The sequence below is a fragment of the Helicobacter bizzozeronii genome (assembly GCF_900196775.1).
Taxonomy (GTDB): domain Bacteria; phylum Campylobacterota; class Campylobacteria; order Campylobacterales; family Helicobacteraceae; genus Helicobacter; species Helicobacter bizzozeronii.
Genome location: NZ_FZLB01000031.1, coordinates 13,363 through 26,879 on the forward strand (window position 1 = coordinate 13,363; position 13,517 = coordinate 26,879).

At 46.3% G+C, this 13,517-nt stretch carries 14 protein-coding genes; 5 read left to right on the top strand and 9 right to left on the bottom strand.

Annotation, left to right across the window (positions count from 1 at the left end; genetic code table 11):
* Position 1 precedes the first annotated feature (1 nt).
* The 5 genes from apt to C5684_RS04105 are packed head-to-tail and all read right to left on the bottom strand — an operon-like array spanning position 2 to position 3,053.
* The gene (gene apt / locus C5684_RS04085; protein ID WP_013889813.1) at positions 2-550 is read right to left on the bottom strand and encodes an adenine phosphoribosyltransferase; all 549 of its coding nucleotides are present in this window, start codon (positions 548-550) and stop codon (positions 2-4) included.
* 8 nt (positions 551-558) lie between these two features.
* Entirely contained in the window at positions 559-891 is a 333-nt protein-coding gene (locus C5684_RS04090; RefSeq protein WP_006018388.1) for a hypothetical protein, read from the bottom strand.
* Positions 885-1,331 (bottom strand): ribose 5-phosphate isomerase B, encoded by a 447-nt coding sequence (gene rpiB, locus C5684_RS04095; RefSeq protein ID WP_013889812.1) that lies wholly within the window; start codon positions 1,329-1,331, stop codon positions 885-887. The genes C5684_RS04090 and rpiB overlap by 7 nt, the downstream gene beginning before the upstream one ends.
* Entirely contained in the window at positions 1,331-2,197 is an 867-nt protein-coding gene (lepB, locus tag C5684_RS04100) for a signal peptidase I (protein ID WP_104639499.1), read from the bottom strand. The genes rpiB and lepB overlap by 1 nt, the downstream gene beginning before the upstream one ends.
* Position 2,198: 1 nt before the next feature.
* Positions 2,199-3,053 (bottom strand): bifunctional methylenetetrahydrofolate dehydrogenase/methenyltetrahydrofolate cyclohydrolase, encoded by an 855-nt coding sequence (locus C5684_RS04105; RefSeq protein WP_013889810.1) that lies wholly within the window; start codon positions 3,051-3,053, stop codon positions 2,199-2,201.
* Between the two features lie 57 nt (positions 3,054-3,110).
* Here C5684_RS04105 and C5684_RS04110 point away from each other — a divergent pair, with 57 nt between their 5' ends.
* Positions 3,111-3,473: a c-type cytochrome gene (locus tag C5684_RS04110; protein WP_013889809.1), complete on the top strand. Its 363-nt coding sequence runs from the start codon at positions 3,111-3,113 to the stop codon at positions 3,471-3,473.
* Here the strand turns inward: C5684_RS04110 and thiC are convergent.
* Positions 3,470-4,810 carry a phosphomethylpyrimidine synthase ThiC gene (gene thiC / locus C5684_RS04115; RefSeq protein WP_013889808.1) on the bottom strand — a complete coding sequence of 447 codons (1,341 nt, stop codon included), beginning with the start codon at positions 4,808-4,810 and terminating at the stop codon, positions 3,470-3,472. The two genes, C5684_RS04110 and thiC, sit on opposite strands and share 4 nt — an antisense overlap.
* 90 nt (positions 4,811-4,900) lie before the next feature.
* On the opposite strand from thiC, the gene ispF reads away from it, so the two are divergent.
* The 3 genes from ispF to C5684_RS09135 all read left to right on the top strand — a co-directional run bounded on the left by ispF (position 4,901) and on the right by C5684_RS09135 (position 7,447).
* Entirely contained in the window at positions 4,901-6,148 is a 1,248-nt protein-coding gene (gene ispF / locus C5684_RS04120; protein ID WP_104639500.1) for a 2-C-methyl-D-erythritol 2,4-cyclodiphosphate synthase, read from the top strand.
* On the top strand, positions 6,145-7,071 hold the full coding sequence (locus tag C5684_RS04125) for a response regulator (RefSeq protein WP_104639501.1): 927 nt from the start codon (positions 6,145-6,147) through the stop codon (positions 7,069-7,071). Before ispF ends, C5684_RS04125 begins: the two co-directional genes overlap by 4 nt.
* Positions 7,072-7,303: 232 nt before the next feature.
* A complete protein-coding gene (locus C5684_RS09135; protein ID WP_158306683.1) occupies positions 7,304-7,447 on the top strand; it encodes a hypothetical protein in 144 nt (47 codons plus the stop codon).
* A gap of 94 nt (positions 7,448-7,541) precedes the next feature.
* On the opposite strand, the gene C5684_RS04130 is transcribed toward C5684_RS09135, so the two are convergent.
* Positions 7,542-8,924 (bottom strand): phosphomannomutase/phosphoglucomutase, encoded by a 1,383-nt coding sequence (locus tag C5684_RS04130; protein ID WP_104639502.1) that lies wholly within the window; start codon positions 8,922-8,924, stop codon positions 7,542-7,544.
* A 160-nt stretch (positions 8,925-9,084) separates the two neighbouring features.
* On the opposite strand from C5684_RS04130, the gene C5684_RS04135 reads away from it, so the two are divergent.
* Positions 9,085-9,894, top strand: coding sequence for an HpaA family protein (locus C5684_RS04135; protein ID WP_104639503.1), 810 nt, complete (start codon positions 9,085-9,087; stop codon positions 9,892-9,894).
* Between the two features lie 25 nt (positions 9,895-9,919).
* On the opposite strand, the gene C5684_RS04140 is transcribed toward C5684_RS04135, so the two are convergent.
* A complete protein-coding gene (locus tag C5684_RS04140; RefSeq protein WP_104639504.1) occupies positions 9,920-11,671 on the bottom strand; it encodes a methyl-accepting chemotaxis protein in 1,752 nt (583 codons plus the stop codon).
* A 68-nt stretch (positions 11,672-11,739) separates the two neighbouring features.
* Positions 11,740-13,494, bottom strand: coding sequence for a methyl-accepting chemotaxis protein (locus tag C5684_RS04145; RefSeq protein WP_104639505.1), 1,755 nt, complete (start codon positions 13,492-13,494; stop codon positions 11,740-11,742).
* Positions 13,495-13,517 lie beyond the last annotated feature (23 nt).

The window sequence follows — 13,517 nt, forward strand, 5'->3', positions numbered from 1 at the left end:
CTTAGCGTTCATACTCTAAAACACTGAAAACATTGGCTTGTTCGGCGATTTTTTGCAACCCGCCCAAACTCCTAAGTGCGATCAAAAAACACGCCTCAATGCACTTGGCTTGTAGTTTGTCTAACAATTCTAAGCTGGCTAGAGCTGTCCCCCCCGTAGCGATCAAATCATCAACCAAGATCACATGGGCATCTTTAATCCCACGCAGGGCATCGGCATGGATTTCCACGCTGTCCTTGCCATACTCTAGGCTATAATCCGCGCTCAGCGTTTTAGAAGGGAGCTTGCCCTTTTTGCGTATAGGCACAAACCCCACCCGCAAGGCATAGGCTAGGGCTGCACCTAGAATAAACCCCCGTGCCTCAATGCCCACCACAAAATCTAGGCTGTGGTGCTTGTAGCGATCCTTGAGCGCATCAATGAGAGCACTGAATAAAGTTGGGTGGCTGATTAAGGGCGTGATGTCTTTAAACAAAATACCGCTTTGGGGGTAATTTTCAATTTCTCTAATGCTATCATGGAGCTGGGATTTGAATTTTTGGCTAAACATGGATTTCCTTATAACAATGCCTCAATTTTTTGTTCTAACTCTTTGATCCGTGCCTTGTATTTGTCGGTTTCTAGGCGGTATTGGGCGTTGCGTTGTTTTAAAACCTTGACCTCATCTTTGAGCGCGTTCATCTCATGGGTTAAAATATCAATCGTGCCTAAGGAGCGTTGTAGCTGTAATTGGTGTTTTTGAATCAAAACCTCAGCTTCTTGCAAGGTGAGTTTCATGGAAGCCGAATACTTTTCTTGCTTTTTGGCAATGGAGCGGTAAAAGAATGCCCGCACCGCCATATAAGCCACAAAGAGCACCATGAGCGTGATGAGCATCCACTGGGCTAACATAGTTGCCCCTCTAGTTTGGCTAGGCGGAGGGCATGCCGCCCGCCCTCAAACTCTGTGCTAAAAAAAGCCTCTAAGATACTTTGAGCCACCCCAAAGCCTATAACATTTTGCCCCAAACACAGCACATTGGCATCATTGTGCAATCTTGCCATTTTGGCCATATAAGCGTCCGTGCAAAGAGCAGCGCGCATGCCAGCCACTTTATTACAAGCCATGCTCATGCCAATCCCGCTCCCACACACCAAAACGCCCCTTGCGTGCTCATCTTGTCTGAGGGCACCAATCACTTGGTGGGCAAAATCGGGGTAATCCACCCGTTGCCCCTTAGGGGGCGCAAACATCGTTATTTGGGCTTGTTTTTGTTCTAAAAACGCACACACAAAGTGGGCTAAATCCAAGCCCGCATGATCGCAACCCACCACAACCTTTAAAGTTTGCATCAGCTCCCCACTTTGCGGGGTGTGGGGATTTGGCGCTCCAAGCCCTCCACGCTTTTAAACATGCGTTTCCAACGCACGGTGAAGAGATTTTTGGGGTTTTTGGTGTTAGCCTCAACGCTGTTAGTCAAGTTGATACTAAAATAGACAAACCACGGCGTGCCTATAATGTGGCTATAGGGCACACTCCCCACAAAACGCGAGTCGGTGCTATCATCGCGATTATCCCCGATCATAAAGAAGTGATCGGGTTCGATCTTGGTGTAAAAGGCAGGCGTGCCCTCTAGGTCAATGAGTTGCATTGCCACGCCAAAGGGTTGGGTTGCATGGAGTATCTGCATGTTGGCAAAAGCCACATTATTTTGGCTATAAAAAATCCCGGGGTGTTTGGAGGCATAGGGGGCAAAAACAAAGTCTTTGCCTAAAAAATTCTTAATGGTGTGGTTGGGGAAGTTCTTAGCAATGTAATTAGCATCTGTATCGCTCTCTTTAGGGTGCAAATAAAAACCTTCTTGATTAAAAATCACCTCATCGCCCCCAGTGGCAAAAAGCCTTTTAACCCAGTAACCCTTGTTTGTGTAGGGGATAAAGACCACAATTTCGCCCCTTTGGGGTCTCTTGCCCTCAAATAAATGCCCATTCCCCCTAAAATCAGGGAGCAGGTTAAAATCCAGCCAAGGCAGGCGGGGCAAGGGGATACCATAGCTAAACTTTTTCACAAAGAGCATATCCCCCTCATAAAGAGTGCCCACCATGGAGCGGGAGGGAATCACAAAGGCTTGGGCGACAAAGAAAATTGCCAAGAGCACTAAAACGATCGTGCCCACCCAGCTCAGTGCAAAATCGCGCAAACTTTTTAACAACGCCATCTTAATCCTTTGAAGAAATCTCTACCCTCTTGGCTGCTAAAAGAGTATTTTGCAACAAACAAGAGATCGTCATTGGTCCTACACCTCGAGGCACGGGCGTAATATAGCTTACCTTCTTTTGCACGCCATCAAAATCCACATCGCCTACAATATTACCTTGTGCGTCCTTGTTGATTCCAATATCCACCACCACCGCACCGGTCTTAATCATGGGGGCTTGGATGAGCTTTGGTTTGCCTACCCCCACGCACACAATGTCGGCATTTTGGGTGTAAAAACTAATGTCCTTAGTCAAAATATGGCATAGACTGATGGTCGCCCCGGCGTTTAACATTAAAGAGGCTAGAGGCTTGCCAATGATATTGCTCGCCCCAACAATGGCGACATCCTGCCCTTTGATGGGGATTTGGTAATACTCTAGCAACTCCATCACCCCCATGGGCGTAGCGGGTAAAAAACCTTTAGAAGCACTATTAGAATAGACCCGCCCGACATTGAGCGGGTGGAAACCATCGACATCTTTATGCGGGTCAATGCTCTCAATCACCTCTCTAGTATCCATGTGTGTTGGCAAGGGTAATTGGACTAAAATCCCATGCACTTGTGGGTCGTCATTATAGGCTTGAATGGCTTGGAGCAAGCGATCTTGAGAGATTGTGGATTCAAAGCTTTGCAAATGACAAGCAATCCCCACTCTAGCGCACGCCTTGACTTTCATATTAACATAGAGCACGCTTGCTGGGTCTTGACCGACCAAGATCACCACGAGGCAAGGCACTAAAGAGAGCTCTTGCACTGCGTTACACAGCTCGTTTTCTTTTAGCTTTGCCAATGCCTGCCCGTCTAATAAAACCATTTTTGCTCGCTAAAGTTTTTGTGCTATTATAATCAAAATTTTTGAAAGATAGGGACGATGTGCGTGATCGCTTGCTTACAAAGGCTGTTGGGTAGCTTGTTTTTGCTGGTTGGCACCAGCCTAGCCACAGAAAATAGCTTTATCACCACCGCCGAATATGGCAAAGAACTTTACAATAACCCCCGCAACATCAGTTGTGCCAAGTGCCATGGGGCTTTAGGCACAGAACAAGTGATCACCGGATACACACAAGATAATCAAAAACATTTGATTAAAGCCCCCCCCATCAACAACCTCGAGTTTGAAGCCTTTAAAAAAGCCCTCACCAATGGCAAATCCATCATGCCCCGCTACAACCTCACCCCCGATGAGATCAAGGCAATTTATTACTACCTCGCCTCCACTAGAGAAAAACCCTAAGCCCCCTTATAATTCTTAAAAATGTCTTGGCTCACCTTGTAACTGCAAAACTTAGGTCCGCACATGGAGCAAAACTCCGCTTCTTTAAACACCTCTTGGGGCAGAGCCTCATCGTGGTATTCTCTAGCACGATCCGGATCCAAGGCGAGCTCAAATTGCTTGTTCCACTCAAAGGCATACCTAGCATCGCTCATCAAGTCGTCCTTAACTCTTGCATTGATTCGCCCCCGTGCGATGTCAGCGGCATGCGCGGCGATCTTGTAGGCTAAAATCCCCTCTCTCACATCTTTGGCATTAGGCAAGCCTAGATGCTCTTTAGGCGTTACATAACAGAGCATGGCTACCCCCTTCCAGGCGGCTACACATGCCCCAATCGCGCTGGCGATGTGATCGTAACCGGCGGCAATGTCAGTTACCAAAGGTCCTAGCACATAAAAGGGAGCTTGGTTACAAAACTCTTGCTGGAGTTTGACATTGCGCTCAATTTGATTTAAAGGCACATGCCCGGGACCCTCAATCATCACCTGCACATCTTTTTCATAGGCTCTTTGGGCTAGCTCACCCAAGACTTTGAGTTCGGCAAATTGGGCGGTATCACTCGCATCGGCTAAACATCCGGGACGCAAAGAATCCCCTAAACTCAAACTCACATCGTATTGTTGGCAAATGGCTAGAATGTCATCAAAGGCATCATAAAAGGGGTTTTGTTTGTGATAATGCATCATCCAAGAAGCCATCAAACTCCCTCCCCGACTCACAATCCCCATTTTGCGTTGGCTCACATAGGGCATGTGCTCGAGCAAAAACCCGCAGTGGATGGTAAAATAACTCACCCCCTGTTTAGCCTGTTTTTCCAGTACTCCCAACATCGTATCGATGTCTAGCTTCATCACATCGTTATTGACATCGTGCAAAATTTGATACATCGGCACGGTACCAATAGGCACACTAGAGGCGTTAATAATCTCAGATCGAATCGCGTCCAAATCCCCACCGGTGGATAAATCCATCACCGTGTCTGCCCCGTATTTAACCGCCACTTGGAGTTTTTGCACTTCTTCATCTACAGAATGGATAATGGCAGAACTCCCAATATTGGCGTTAATCTTAGTTTTAAGCGCAATGCCGATACCCATGGGTTCTAAATTTTGGTGCTGGGTATTGGCTGGGATGATCAAACGCCCACGCGCCACTTCAGAGCGCACCAACTCCGGACTCAACTCCTCAATGTTGGCGATGTATTCCATCTCCTCAGTAACCATGCCTTGCTTGGCATAATGCAACTGGGTTTTAATGGGATCATGGGTGCGTTTGGCTAAGTAATCCACACGGCTCATCTCTTCTCCTTTAAATTTAAAAATCCTACACCCTAACATAAGCTTTTAAATGCTGGCTTAAATTGCCCTAACACCCCTTTAAGATTTAGAATGCTAGAATATTTTGTTACTTTTATAAATGGTGGGTTGTGCGTGTTGGATATGTCTGTTTCTCTATCAGATTTTCAGGCTTTTAAGTCTATGGGTGTTTCGCTTATCTTGCCTGCAGCTGGATCGAGTGTGCGTTTTTTGGAAAGTTTGGGGGGTGCTTTTCAGATCAAAAAACAATGGTGGCCCCTAGAGGGCATGCCCTTGTTAGAAAAGGTGTGTCGGGATTTTCAGGGCATGGCATGTTTTACACAAATCTTTTTGGTGGTCAGCCACCCAGTAGAGCAAATCTATCTCCAGCAGCGTTTTGGTGATTCTTTGGTGAGCGTGATTTTGGGGGGCAAAACCCGCCAGCAATCCGTGCAAAATGCACTCGATCTAGTCGATACGCCCCTAGTGATGGTGAGCGATGTGGCGCGCTTTTGTTTGGATTACCCCGTTTTGCACAATTTATTTTCAGCCATGCACGAGCAAGTTTTAGATTGTGTCGCCCCCAGTCTGCCCGCAAGCGATACGCTGATCTACCAAGATAACCAAGTGCTTGATCGTGATGGGGTGCGTTGCGTGCAAACCCCCCAACTCTGCCGCACAGCCGTGCTCAAAAAAGCTTATGCCACGGGTGTTTTTAGCGATGAGAGCAGTGCGATTTTGAGCTTGGGGGCTAAAGTGGCTTATATTCCGGGTAGCACCCATTTAAACAAACTCACCTATGCACACGATCTGCCCCCCCAGCAGCAAGTTTCTAGCCACTCCTTTGGGCTAGGTTTTGATGTGCATGGATTTGAGCCTAGTAAAGTGATGAAAATAGGGGGCGTGCAAATCGATTCTAAGGATAGCCAACAGCAAGGTTTTAGAGCCCATAGCGATGGGGATGTGCTTTTGCACGCCCTAATAGATGCGCTATTAGGGGTGATCAAGGGCGGGGACATTGGCATGTATTATAGCGATGAAAATCCTGCCTATGCGGGCATAGATTCTGCCCTCATGTTACAAAACATTTATGGCTTGGTGCAAAATTTGGGGCATGTGGTGGTGGGCGTGGATGCCACCCTTTTTGCCCAAATCCCTAAAATTGCCCCCTACCGCACTGCCATTTGCCAAAATCTAGCCAAACTCTTAAAAATCCAACCCCACCAAATTAACCTGAAGGCAACCACAACAGAGGGCTTAGGGTTTATTGGAAGAAAGGAGGGCGTGGGCGCGCAAGTGTTGGTCCAAACCAGTATCTTAGCACCCACCCAAGCAAGATGAACAGAACACAGAGCGTTTTAATCATTGAAGATGAAGTGCATTTAGCCCAAAGCATTGCCTCTGCTTTGAGTAGTCTAGGCTATAAGTGCCAGAGTGCTTCGAGTATTTTCCACCACTTTAAAGAAGATTACGATGTGGTGTTGATCTCTGCTAAGGTTTGCGTGGATCGTTGCGAACATTTTGTACGCAAAAACTCAAGGGCGATCACGATCATGATGGCTTCATTTGTGAGTGAAGATGGTGTGAATCGCCCGATCAAAGCGGGTGCTAGGGATTATATTTTAAAGCCCTTTAAAATGGATGAGCTGATTCGCAAAATCACCTACCACAAAGCTTACAAAGAGGCGATGGTGCGTGCAGGAGTCCATGAGCGGTATTTAGACTTCATAGCCCAAGACCTCAATGTGAGCTATAGTTGCGAAGATGCCCTCCCCCTTGTTTTACACAGCCACACCCAAAACACCGCCGACTTGTTTGCACTAAACTACGCTCGGGTCAATGGGCTAGACTTGGAGTTCTTTTCTTTAAAAACCCATAGCATCCAAGAAGTTTTCAGGCACGAGCCTAGTCATCTGCATGCAGCCTACATCACGCATTTAGAGGTTTTGCGCCACCAAGATCGTGAAAAGCTTTTAAAAATGCTCCCCAACCACCATGCGATGGTTTCTTTTGTCGGGCATGATAATTTGGAATTTGAGGGGATCGTGCATTATTTGGAGGGTGAGGAGCCCTTGATCCCCTCAGGTCTGCTCTCCATCCAAGATTATGAAAAAAGCGCTATCCAGCAATTTAGCCCTTGTTACACCGACACCGAATTAGCCAAGAGACTAGGCATTAGCCGCAAATCCCTTTGGGAGAAACGCCGCCGCTACAACTTGCCTAGAAAACCTAATGTGGTTGGTGAAAAAATCGCATTGGAGTGAGCTTTTGCTTTGATGTGGGATAGACCCAAATTTGGGATTTTTGCAAACCCAAAATGGGCACTAAATTTTGTGGTGATGGCGGGGCTGAGGGCGCATGCACATGGTTTTGATGATGCTATGGCAATAAACTAGAGACATATTATGAGAAACCTAAAGTTTATTATTTATGTCTAAAAAAAATTTATATCTGTCTGTTTACCAAAGTAAACAAGACTTACGCTAGAATGCGCCTATGAAAACAAAAGGTCAATCGGGCGCAAGCCTGATGGATCTTGGAGTTTTCAAATCCATGAAAGGAGTATGTTATGAGCAACAACAGCAACAACAGCAGGAACAGCAACAACAGCAACAACAGCAACAACAGCAACCGCAATAACAGCAACAATAGCAACAACAGCAATAACAGCAATAACCAAGACTAATTGCGGTTTCTCCCTCCCCCTCTTGGGGGAGCTTCCCTCCCCTTTTCTTTATAGCTCCAACAAATCTAACAAGGTCTTTTTATAACGCTCTGCACAAGCTTGGTCCTTGCCCTCAAAGCGGGTTACTAGCATGGGGGTGGTGTTGCTCGCGCGCACCAGCCCAAAGCCATGTTCAAAGATCACCCGCACGCCATCAATGCCAATCACCTCAATAATGGGCGGGAAGTTGGGTGGCAAAGGTGCTTGGAGAGATTTTTTAAGCTTTTCAATGATTTGGAATTTTTGCTCTTCGGGCACGCTGATTTTTTCTTCGGCAGTTTTGTAAGAATAGGGCAAAGCCCCCATGCGCGCCTCTAGCTCTTGAGGGCTTTGTTGTTTTAACAACTCTAAAAGCCGTAAAGCCGCATAAAGGGCATCATCATAGCCAAAATAGCGATCGTTAAAAAAGAGATGCCCGCTCATCTCGGCTGCCAAATGCGCCTTAGTTTCCTTGAGCTTGACTTTTAAATTGCTATGCCCGGTTTTATACATCAACGCCTGACCAAAGCTATTAATGGTGTCATACATCACCTGCGAACATTTGACCTCTCCGATCACTAGGGGCTTGATACCCTGTTTTGACATCTGCTCGGCTAGCACAATGGCTAATTCATCGCCCCCATAGGTGCGCTTAGGCGTGAGCAGGGCGATTCGATCGGCATCGCCATCAAAGGCAAGCCCAACTTCTATGTTTTTTTCTTGCATGTGTGCCTTGAGATCCGCTAGATTCTTGGATTCGTTAGGATCGGGGTGGTGGTTGGGGAAAGTCCCATCTGGGTTAGCATAGAGGCTATCAAAACTGGCATTGAGTGCTTTTAGCACGGGTTCTAGCCCCAAAGCCCCCACGCCATTCCCAAAATCCAGTGCGATTTTATAGGGGAAGTTTTGGAGGTGCTTGAAGGCTTGGATCAAATATTCATGATAAGCCCTAAGCGCATTGAGCTTTTTAGGCGTGGCGGGGCTGGGGGCATATGCTAGGGGTTGCTTGGCGATCTGATCTTTGAGGGCTTGAATCTGCGTGCCATAAAAGGGCTGTTGGTCCAGCGTGATTTTAAAGCCATTGTAGTCGGGCGGGTTGTGCGATCCGGTGATCATGATCGAGTGGGAGGTGCTAATCCCCTCAATTTTGTTAAAGGTTGTGAAATAAGCTACAGGGGTGGGGATCAAGCCCAAATCATAGACCTCTAAAGAGTTTTGCAAGCCATTTTTAAGCCACTCAAATAAAGCCGCTGAATGCGTGCGCGCATCATAGCCCACCGCCACGCGTGGTCCGCTTAGAGCCATTAGGCGACCCAAATACACACCGATATTATAGACCACCTCTTGGGTGAGATGTTGCCCAAAAATCCCTCTAATGTCGTATTCTCTAAAAATGCTGGGATCAAGTTGCATGGTTCTCCTTTGTGTTGCTCCCCATTCCCCATTTTATCCCCATTTGATTAAATCCACCCTAAAAATCCCTTGTGGGGTTTGCATTGAAAATCATGGCACTTTAAACTAAAATTAACCAAGAAAATCCCAAAATGACAGCCTTTAATTTTTAAGGAGTCCCATGCGCAATATCACAAAGAGTGTATTATTAACATTAACGGGGGTATCCCTTGCCCTCTCAGGCTGTGCTATGGACGCAGGCACAAAAACTAGCCAAGCCAAAAAGCACGCAACTTTTCAAAAAAATGCTACTCCCCTAGATTTTAATTACCCCATCGATATTAGGCAAGAAGAAGCCAACAACCACACCATTGCAATCTTAACCCCACACATCCAAGCAGATGAAAATGTCCAGCCCTATATCGGGCAATTCCAAAATGCTTTGGTGAAACAAGTGCAAGAGATTTTTGAAAAAAAGGGTTATAACATCATACACCTAGCATCTGCGCAAAATTTAACACCCGAACAAAAAAGCAAAATTTACTCCATTGTCAAAATCAGGGGGTGGATAGGTATATTAGTTGATGCGGATATCAACACAGACAATCCAGAGGACACCGATATGAATACAACGGTGGATCAAAGTGCTGGTGCTGTCTTGTTTAAATTCTTTGAACCCAAGACGGGGCGGACGACCCACAACTTTGCCATCAATGTCGGTGCCGAACATGCCATCACTTATTCTTATTTCCAAGAAGCTACAAGTTCGGATAGTTTTGCGGGTGCAAACTCAGTCAGCCGTGGCGCAACAAGTCTAGATAGTTTTGATGGGGTAAACGCAGTTGGTGGCAGAATGGACAAGAACCATAATGATGCGATCCAAACCATTTTGAGCAAGGCTTACGGGGTTGTGGTGAAAAAAATCATCTCTTGGGTCCAAAACGCCGATTTAAAACAATACAGAAAGGCCATTGATCAAATTAGAAAATAACCCCTCTTGCCCACGAAAACAAGGTTTAAAATTTCTTGCTATTGGCCTCTTTGAGGATGTCTTGGGCGATCTTTTGCACATTGTCGCTAATGTTTGAGGAAGTGAGCGCAATTTGGGTGTTATGCGTTACGCTCTGCTCTAATTCTTGCATGGCCTCGTTAATTTGGGCAATCCCTTGTGTTTGTTCCTTGATGGCTTGCGCACTATCATTAATGGATTGGGTGAGGGCTTGGGTGTTGATCTCAATCTCGCCCAAAGACTTTTGGGTGCGTTCAGCTAGTTTTCTGACCTCATCAGCCACCACCGCAAAGCCCCGCCCATGCTCGCCTGCGCGTGCGGCTTCAATGGCGGCATTCAAGGCTAGTAGCGTGATTTGATCGGCAATCTCTGTAATGGTGATCACCATGTTTTTAATCCCCTCAGATTGTTCGATCACCTCTTGACTCTTGGCATTCACGCTTTGGGTGGAGGCGGTGATTTTCTCTAGGGCATGCGTGGTTGCCTCCAGCGATCGGCCTTGTTGCTTGGAGGCATCTTGCATGGCATGGGTGGCTTCATTGAGGGTGTGGGTTTCTTGGTTGAGTGCATGGGCAAAATCTAAGGAGTTTTGCAAAGAAGCGATAATGCTTTGTTGCAAAGTGTTGATATTATTAGCTAATTGTAAAAACCCACCCTGTAACTGGGTGGTATCCATTTTGGCTCTAAAATCATTTTGCGAATAGGTTTCAATGGTCGTGGAAATTTTATGGAAAGTCTGGCTGAGAAAAAGCGAAAAATCATTGAGATTGTCCCCTAAATGCTGGAGCTCTGGGTTGGTTGCTTGGGCGTGGATATTTTGGGTAAAATCCCCCGTGCGCGCACCATCTAAAACCAAAATTGCCTCCTTAGAGAGGGCTTGATCGGCTTGCAAATGTTGCACCGCCTCTTGAATGCTGGTGTTGAGCGCGCGCGCCATTTGCCCCAATTCGTCCTTAGAACGCAACACAATCTCTTGAGGCACTTTTTTATCTTTGTAATTGACAAAGGCGAAAAAATCTTTGAGTGCCCTACTTAGGGTGCGGATATTGCCCGTGATCTTGTGGTAAAAGAGATAATAAAGCGGAATCACCACCACCACCAAAAAGATCAGCACCAAAACCACATGGATATAGAATTTATGGCTCAAGTTGTGATCGATGAGCTGGGTGATGCTATGGGTGCGCTCTTGGATATTGTCCATATACATCCCCCCACCCACCCACCAATCCTGCGTGCCCTCGATCTTTTGCGCATAGGAAATCTTGGCTGTGTAGCGGACTTGGCCATCCCCTAAGGGCTTGGGCGAAACATAATAGACAAAATTACCCCCAGCCATCGCAGCATTGTAAAGTTCTTGGATGTAATACACGCCGTTTTTATCCTTGACATTTGCAGCACTTTGCCCAATGTGGTATTTGGGGTTGGCGGTGTAAATCGGGGTGTATTTGTTGTAGGCAAAAAAGTAGCCCGATTTATCCTCATCATAGCGGAAGCCCTTGAGCATTTTAACAATGATCTGTTCTTTGGCTACTTGTGTGGGGGCTTCTTTAATAGCATGGGCAATATTAAAGCTTGCGGTATCGATGGCCAATTTGAGCTTGCCACCTAGCATGTCCTTTAAATCTTTATTCACTAGAGCATTGACTTGGCGGACCGAATCGCGGTTGTTTTGTGCAAAGAGCAACAAGGTCGCAACCATCGCCACAATGGTGAGCATCCACAAAGCCACAATTTGTTTGCCTAGAGAAAATGAGGGCATGGAGATCCTTTCTAATAGAACCTAGCTATGGAAGGAAACCAAATTGACTACAACTCTATTACTAGTGATCAAAACTTCTTGCTATTGGCTTCATCGAGGATATTTTGCGCAATTTTTTGCACATTTTGGCTAATATTCAAGGAAGTTGCGGTGATCTCGGCGTTGTTTGCCATTGTTTTTTCCAAAGCCTCCATTGCTGCGCTGATCTTGTCAATGCTTAAAGTCTGCTCCTCTATGGCGTGTGCGGTGTCATTAATGGATTGGGTGAGTGATTGGGTGTTGATCTCAATCTCGCCCAAAGATTTTTGGGTGCGCTCGGCTAGTTTGCGCACTTCATCAGCCACCACCGCAAAGCCCCGCCCATGCTCGCCTGCGCGTGCGGCTTCAATGGCGGCGTTCAAGGCTAGTAGCGTGATTTGATCGGCGATCTCATTGATGATCACCACCATATTTTTGATCCCATCAGATTGTTCGATCACCTCTTGGCTCTTGGTGTTAATGCTCTGCATGCTTTGGCTAATTTGCTCCAGTGCGCCAGTGGTCTGTTCTAGGGAGCTAACTTGTTGCTTAGAAGCCTCTTGTAAGCGGCTACTGGTTTCATTGAGCGAATCGGTTTCTTGGCGGAGGGCGTGGGCGATGTCTAAAGAGTTTTTAAGCGAATGGACAATGCTTTGTTGCAAGGTGTTAATGTCATTAGCCAGTTGTAAAAACCCACCATTTAAGTTTGCAAGATCCATGCCTTCCTTAAAATCATTGTTGGAGTAGGCTTGGAGGGCATTGCGGATACGGCTAAACATTTGGCTTAAAAATTCAAAAAAGGCGTTTAAATCCTTGCCTAAGCGTTGGAGTTCGGGATTGGCCGCATAGGCATGGATACCCCGACTAAAATCCCCCATGTGCGCACCATCTAAGACATGCAAAGCATCTTTGGAAAAATGTTGATCGGCTTGGAAATGTTCGACCGCTTCTTTTAAATTGCTTTTCAAGGCGCGCGCCATGTCGCCTAACTCGTCCCTAGATTTTAAATCCAACTCTTTAGGCTCTTTCTTGGCATGGTAATTCACAAAGGCAAAAAACTCTTTGAGCGAACCGCTTAAGGCACTGATATTCCCCGTAATTTTGCGGTAAAAGCCATAGTAAAGCGGGACCACAACCACGAACAAAAAAAGCAACACAATCAGCGCATAGACATAAAATTTTTCAGTTAAATCATCATCGATGGACTGGGAAATGCGGTGGGTGCGCTGGGCGATATTGTCTGCATACATCCCCGTGCCAATCCACCAATTAGGCGTGCCCGCGATCTTTTTAGCATAGGAGATTTTAGGGACATCGCGCATGCTCCCATCGGGCAAGGGTTTAGGGAAGACATAATGCACAAAGCCCCCGTTATTCATGGCTGCCTTGTGGAGTTCTTGGATGATATAAACCCCATTTTTATCCTGCATATTCTTAAACCTAGAAAGATCGCCCTTCAAGTTGGGCATCACAAAGGGCACATACCCTTCATAGACAAAGAAATAGCCCGATCGATCCTTTTCAAAGCGGAAATTAGCGACCATATCAGCAACAACCTTCTTTTTCTGTGCGTCTGTGGCATGGGGGATGTCTTTGAGAGTCTCAGAAATACTAAAAGCCAAAACATCCACAGAGAGTTTGATCTGCTCCTCTAAGAGTTCTTGTAAATCATTGGAGACAAGGCGATTGACATGGGAGACCGATCGCTTGTTGTTGTGGTAAAAAAGCACCAAAACGACGAATATCGCCCCCATCACAAAACCCCAAAGCACCAAGATCTGCTTACCCAAAGAAAACGAACGCACGGATATTCCTTTTAATTAAAGTA

Bases quoted from the DNA above. Each gene is read 5' to 3' on its own strand.
- C5684_RS04140 (WP_104639504.1), bottom strand. From the start codon at position 11,671: ATGCCCTCATTTTCTCTAGGCAAACAAATTGTGGCTTTGTGGATGCTC.
- rpiB (WP_013889812.1), bottom strand. From the start codon at position 1,331: ATGCAAACTTTAAAGGTTGTGGTGGGTTGCGATCATGCGGGCTTGGAT.
- apt (WP_013889813.1), bottom strand. From the start codon at position 550: ATGTTTAGCCAAAAATTCAAATCCCAGCTCCATGATAGCATTAGAGAA.
- thiC (WP_013889808.1), bottom strand. From the start codon at position 4,810: ATGAGCCGTGTGGATTACTTAGCCAAACGCACCCATGATCCCATTAAA.
- C5684_RS09135 (WP_158306683.1), top strand. From the start codon at position 7,304: ATGAAAACAAAAGGTCAATCGGGCGCAAGCCTGATGGATCTTGGAGTT.
- lepB (WP_104639499.1), bottom strand. From the start codon at position 2,197: ATGGCGTTGTTAAAAAGTTTGCGCGATTTTGCACTGAGCTGGGTGGGC.
- C5684_RS04135 (WP_104639503.1), top strand. From the start codon at position 9,085: ATGCGCAATATCACAAAGAGTGTATTATTAACATTAACGGGGGTATCC.
- C5684_RS04130 (WP_104639502.1), bottom strand. From the start codon at position 8,924: ATGCAACTTGATCCCAGCATTTTTAGAGAATACGACATTAGAGGGATT.
- C5684_RS04090 (WP_006018388.1), bottom strand. From the start codon at position 891: ATGTTAGCCCAGTGGATGCTCATCACGCTCATGGTGCTCTTTGTGGCT.
- C5684_RS04105 (WP_013889810.1), bottom strand. From the start codon at position 3,053: ATGGTTTTATTAGACGGGCAGGCATTGGCAAAGCTAAAAGAAAACGAG.
- C5684_RS04110 (WP_013889809.1), top strand. From the start codon at position 3,111: ATGTGCGTGATCGCTTGCTTACAAAGGCTGTTGGGTAGCTTGTTTTTG.
- ispF (WP_104639500.1), top strand. From the start codon at position 4,901: ATGCTAGAATATTTTGTTACTTTTATAAATGGTGGGTTGTGCGTGTTG.
- C5684_RS04125 (WP_104639501.1), top strand. From the start codon at position 6,145: ATGAACAGAACACAGAGCGTTTTAATCATTGAAGATGAAGTGCATTTA.